Here is a 4,531-nt window from a genome sequence, read left to right on the forward strand (position 1 = left end):
CTCATCACCTAACGCGTTGAAATCTTCAATTTCAGGCAGCGTTAGGTGACTCAAGTTTAACGCGAAACGCTATAAGCGACACTCACAGATTGAGGTACCCTTGGGCCTGCCGGTTGATCCTTGTCAAAGCGGCGCTGTTATCCCCGGGATTAGGCTGACCCGGTGCAGCGCTACTCAGGAAGGAGAAGCCCGATGGACTTCAAGTCGATTCTCACGATAACCACCGACCCCGCCGGCATCGGACCGCAGATCGACGCCGCCATCGCATTGGCGCGGCGCGAGGATGCGCATCTTGATGTCCTGTGCATTGGCGTGGATGTGACCCAGACCGGATATTACTATGCCGGTGCCACCGCGATCCTGACGCAGGAAGCCTACAACCAGGCGAAAGACGACGCAGCCCAGGCAGAAACGGCAGTGCGCAGCAGGCTGGCTGCCGAGGATATCCGCTGGGGCGTGGAAACGGCCGTCGCCCAGATCGGCGCACTCTCTGGTCCGGTCGCCATGCAGGCCCGCTTTTCCGATATCGTCGTTCTGCCCAAGCCCTACGGGCCCAAAGGCAGTCAGGCCGCCGAGGCGGTGTTGGAGGCCGCTCTTTTCGAAGGCCGTGCCCCGGTTCTGGTCCTGCCCGACGGTTATTCGGACGCGGGCTTCGGTCAGCGGATCGCTCTGGCCTGGAACCAGAGCGACGAGTCGCTCCGGGCGGCCCGTGTGTCACTACCGGTGCTGAAGGCCGCGACGCGCGTCGACATCACGATCATCGACCCGCCAACCCATGGGCCGGAACGCTCTGATCCCGGTGGCATGCTGTCCCAGCTTCTGGTGCGTCACGGTGTGCACACCGAGGTTTCCGTGTTGGCCAAGACCCTGCCGAAAACCTCCGAAGTGCTCGCCCGTCATGTGCGCGACATCAATGCCGATATGGTGGTGATGGGGGCTTACGGCCATTCGCGGTTCCGCGAGGCGATCCTTGGCGGCACGACGCGCAATATGCTGGAACATGCCGAAGTGCCGGTGCTGATGGCGCATTGAACCCGGTCAGGCCGCGCGCAGCATTGCCGTCTCGACACCGCCCAGGATCATGGAAGCGGTCCTGCACTCTCGCGCGTGCCGGGGCGCGTCAGGGAAAGGCTGACCGTCCCCCAGCCCCCCCCGCCGCGATACGCACCGGCAGAAGCTGCGGGTGCCGCGCAAGATCAAGGCTGTCGAGCGACCGCCGCCCGATCCATCGCACAGGCTGCAACCCGTTTTCCTGCGTCACCACCAGATCGCCTTCGCGGATCGTCTCGACTGGCCTTGGACCAAGATCGGTGTCGATCAGGCTGTCTTTGGCAAAGCAGATGATCACCGGTTGCGGCTGCGCATTGAAATCGTTCTCGCCCTTGTCGCGGGCCCGGACCATACCATTGAAGGTCGCCCCGGTGGACCCGACATAGTTGAAGTCGAAAAGATCCGGATGCTGCGGATCAACCTGCTTGTTGAACCCGCCCAGAAGCTGGACCGTGTCAGAGGGGTCATAGTCCCAGATATCGATATGCAGGTTCGTTTCCGAGAAAGTGTGCAGGTCGATCCTGACCGTGTCGGCTTCGGTGTCATCGACAAAACGAACGGCACATTTCTTCACCTTCACGGAAGGGTCCGCCACGATGGTAACATCCCCGCCCCCGGGAATATCGATGATCACGGTGTCGTTGTTCGTCACCAGGTCAGTTTACCCCGCCGCCGTGACGACGATGGTTGCCATTTGCCCGCCTCCGACATCGCCACTTCACCGGCGATTTCCCTGGCGGGATTCTAAAGCAACCGACCTTTACCCTGGGACATATCCGGCTGGACTGCTGCCGGATTTGTGGACACCGAGATAAGGTGTTTGTGACGCTGGAGAATCTACATAAACAGGAGAGCCTTCAGCCGCGAGTTTACGGCGGAAGCGATGGAGTTGATAACAAAGCGTGGGGTCAGCATTGCACAGGCTTCAAGGGATCTTGGAAGACATGCCAATGTGCTTCGCCGGTAGGTGCGGGCATATGAGGTAGACGGCCCTGCGGCGCTACCCTGAAATGGCAAGCTGACGCCAGAGCAAGAAGAGCTCAAATTTCTTCGACGTGATATGTCAAGGCTGAAGGCGGAGCGTGATACCTTAATAAAGGCGGCCGCCGACTTCACCAAGGACCAGCCGTGATGTTTGGGTTTGTGGTGAAGCACCGAGGGGTCTGGCCAGTTAAAGTGTTTCGGGTTTTCGCTTAGATAACCAGTATCAGAATTCAAAGGGAGGCAGCGACTCCCCGGCGGGTCGCCGCCCGCAGGCGGCGAAACGTCAACCCGGAATGCGCGCGATCGCCTTTTCCCTCAGCGATCCGAGCGGGCGCGCATCCGCCAGGTTGCCGTCCGGCGATGCGGAATAGAGCCGCAGAAAGACCGCCAGATTCGGGATATCCGCCCCGGTTATGTCACCAAAGAGATAGGCCGTCTTTCCCGCCGCCCGAAACGCGACGGTCGAGGGTCGCGTACAGCCCGACATGCAGTCAACCTCGCGCAGGTCGGCTTCCCCGCCGATCTCCGCCCGCAAGCGTTCTGCCAGCCCGTTCTGTCCAGCCGGGCACGAGCGGCAAACCGTGACGGTAACGCCGCTCATCGACCCTCGGCCAGCGGCCCAAGCAGGATCAGCGCCGGGCCATCGGCAGCCTCTTCGGCGATCAGCGCCTCCATCGTTGCCAAAGTGCCGCGCACGATCTTTTCGGCAGGTGTAGACACGCTTTCGGCAAGAAGCGCAGGCGTATCGGCCGACATTCCTGCCCCCTGCAACCGCCTTGCCAGCTCCGCAAAGGTACGCTTGCCCATGAAGATCACCGTCGTCGCCGTCGGATCGGCGAGGGCCGCAAGGTTCAGGTCCTCGGGCAGGGCACCTGTCACATCGTGGCCCGTCACGAATTGCACCCGTCGTGCGGTCAGCCGCCTTGTCAGCGGAATGCCCGCCGCCGCCGCCGCCGCCATGGCCGAGGTGACGCCGGGAATGATCTCATACCCGATCCCGGCCTCGCGGCAGGCGATGATCTCTTCCTCCAGTCGGCCGAACATCCCGCTATCGCCGGATTTCAGCCGCACAACCTTTGCGCCCGACTTCGCATAATCCACCAGCAGGCGGCTCACATGATCCTGCTTGGGCGAGGCGCGGCCAGCCCGCTTGCCGACGCCGACCATATCCGCCCCCTCCCGTGCCTTCGCCAGAATCGGGCCTGATGAGAGATCGTCGAACAGCACCGCATCGGCCTTCTGCAACCGGTCCACGGCCTTCAGTGTCAGAAGCTCCGGATCGCCCGGCCCGGAAGACACAAAACTCACGAACCCCGTCATGTCGCCTCCGCGATCAGGTGAAAGAAAGTGCCGGTGGCATTGCCACGGCGCGACCCGGTCTCGGGCACGGCATCGCCATTCGCATCAACGACCCGCGCCAGCGCCATATCCGGCTGGTCGAGAATCGTCGAGTAGTGAAATTCATGGCCGCGCAACCGTGCGCCCGCATCATGACCCGGCACCGCTGCGGAAAGCTCGGCCAATCGATAGCCAAGATGCATCTTGCGCTTCTCGTAAGAGGTGACGAGGCCCAGAAGCCCCGCCATCTCATGCCGCACGCCGTCCCGGTCGACGAGGCCCGCGCCCATCGCCATATAGCCCCCGCATTCGCCATGCACCGGCCGGGTCTCGGCAAACCGCCGCAATCCCTGCCGGAACCGCGCGGCTGCCGCCAGCTTGCCACCATGCAATTCCGGATAGCCCCCCGGCAACCAACAGCAATCGGCGCTCTCTTCCGGTGCTTCGTCGGCCAAAGGCGAGAACGGAAGAATTTCGGCCCCAGCGGCGCGCCAGCCATCCAGAAGATGCGGGTAGACAAAGGAAAACGCGGCATCGCGGGCCAGAGCGATCCGTTGGCCCGGCGGCGTGACCGCAACCGGCGCGGATCCAGCCAGATGCGTCTCCCCCGCCGCCGCCCTGAGGGCATCCAGATCGACATGCGCGGCCACGAATTCTGCCGCATCGGCGATGATCCGGTCCAGTTCCGGCGTCTCTTCGGCCTGCACCAGACCCAGATGCCGCTCCGGCATCTCGATCGAGGCGCGGCGCGGCAATGCGCCAAAGACGCGAATTCCCGCCGCCTCCATCCCGACGCGGATCAATGCATCATGCCGGGGCGAGGCGACACGGTTCAGGACCACGCCCGCCACAGTCACATCCGGTCGCATCCGCGAAAAGCCAAGCGCCACCGCCGCCGCCGACTGCGCCTGCCCCGAAACGTCCAGCACCAGAACGACCGGCCAGCCAGTCAAAGCCGACAGATCGGCCGAGGCACCGGTTCCGGTCTCACCGGCCCGCGCCACCCCGTCGAAGAGCCCCATCGAACCCTCGGCCAGCACCAGATCGGCCCCGTCAGCCGCCCCGACCAATCCGGCAATGCGCGCCTCTCCCATCGCCCAGGTATCGAGGTTCACCGAAAACCGCCCCGAGGCCGCGCGGTGAAAGGCCGGATCAATGT

The 4,531-nt window shown here is 63.4% G+C and carries 5 protein-coding genes and 1 pseudogene; 2 read left to right on the forward strand and 4 right to left on the reverse strand.

Annotated features, from left to right (window positions below; genetic code table 11):
• The first annotated feature begins 192 nt into the window (after positions 1 to 192).
• Positions 193 to 1,032, forward strand: coding sequence for a universal stress protein (locus WBB85_RS22515; protein WP_432640802.1), 840 nt, complete (start codon positions 193 to 195; stop codon positions 1,030 to 1,032).
• An 88-nt stretch (positions 1,033 to 1,120) separates the two neighbouring features.
• Here WBB85_RS22515 and WBB85_RS22520 read toward each other — a convergent pair whose 3' ends face one another.
• The gene (locus WBB85_RS22520; RefSeq protein ID WP_432640803.1) at positions 1,121 to 1,702 is read right to left on the reverse strand and encodes a Hint domain-containing protein; all 582 of its coding nucleotides are present in this window, start codon (positions 1,700 to 1,702) and stop codon (positions 1,121 to 1,123) included.
• 189 nt (positions 1,703 to 1,891) lie between these two features.
• Here WBB85_RS22520 and WBB85_RS22525 point away from each other — a divergent pair.
• A pseudogene (locus tag WBB85_RS22525) lies at positions 1,892 to 2,223 on the forward strand (transposase); the annotation flags it as partial.
• Positions 2,224 to 2,317: 94 nt separating this feature from the next.
• Here the strand turns inward: WBB85_RS22525 and WBB85_RS22530 are convergent.
• From WBB85_RS22530 to WBB85_RS22540, 3 genes are all read right to left on the reverse strand, one after another.
• Positions 2,318 to 2,635, reverse strand: a complete 318-nt coding sequence (locus tag WBB85_RS22530; RefSeq protein WP_432640804.1) for a DUF1636 family protein — start codon at positions 2,633 to 2,635, stop codon at positions 2,318 to 2,320.
• Positions 2,632 to 3,354 carry a uroporphyrinogen-III C-methyltransferase gene (cobA, locus tag WBB85_RS22535; protein ID WP_432640805.1) on the reverse strand — a complete coding sequence of 241 codons (723 nt, stop codon included), beginning with the start codon at positions 3,352 to 3,354 and terminating at the stop codon, positions 2,632 to 2,634. Before cobA ends, WBB85_RS22530 begins: the two co-directional genes overlap by 4 nt.
• The coding region (locus WBB85_RS22540) for a cobyrinate a,c-diamide synthase (RefSeq protein WP_432640806.1) at positions 3,351 to 4,531 on the reverse strand (1,181 nt) is incomplete at its 5' end. The genes cobA and WBB85_RS22540, both read right to left, overlap by 4 nt.

The sequence above is a fragment of the Albidovulum sp. genome (assembly GCF_049646345.1).
Taxonomy (GTDB): Bacteria; Pseudomonadota; Alphaproteobacteria; order Rhodobacterales; family Rhodobacteraceae; genus Albidovulum.

Coding starts and splice junctions, on each gene's coding strand:
- WBB85_RS22515 (WP_432640802.1), top strand. CDS start 193: ATGGACTTCAAGTCGATTCTCACGATAACCACCGACCCCGCCGGCATC.
- WBB85_RS22530 (WP_432640804.1), bottom strand. CDS start 2,635: ATGAGCGGCGTTACCGTCACGGTTTGCCGCTCGTGCCCGGCTGGACAG.
- cobA (WP_432640805.1), bottom strand. CDS start 3,354: ATGACGGGGTTCGTGAGTTTTGTGTCTTCCGGGCCGGGCGATCCGGAG.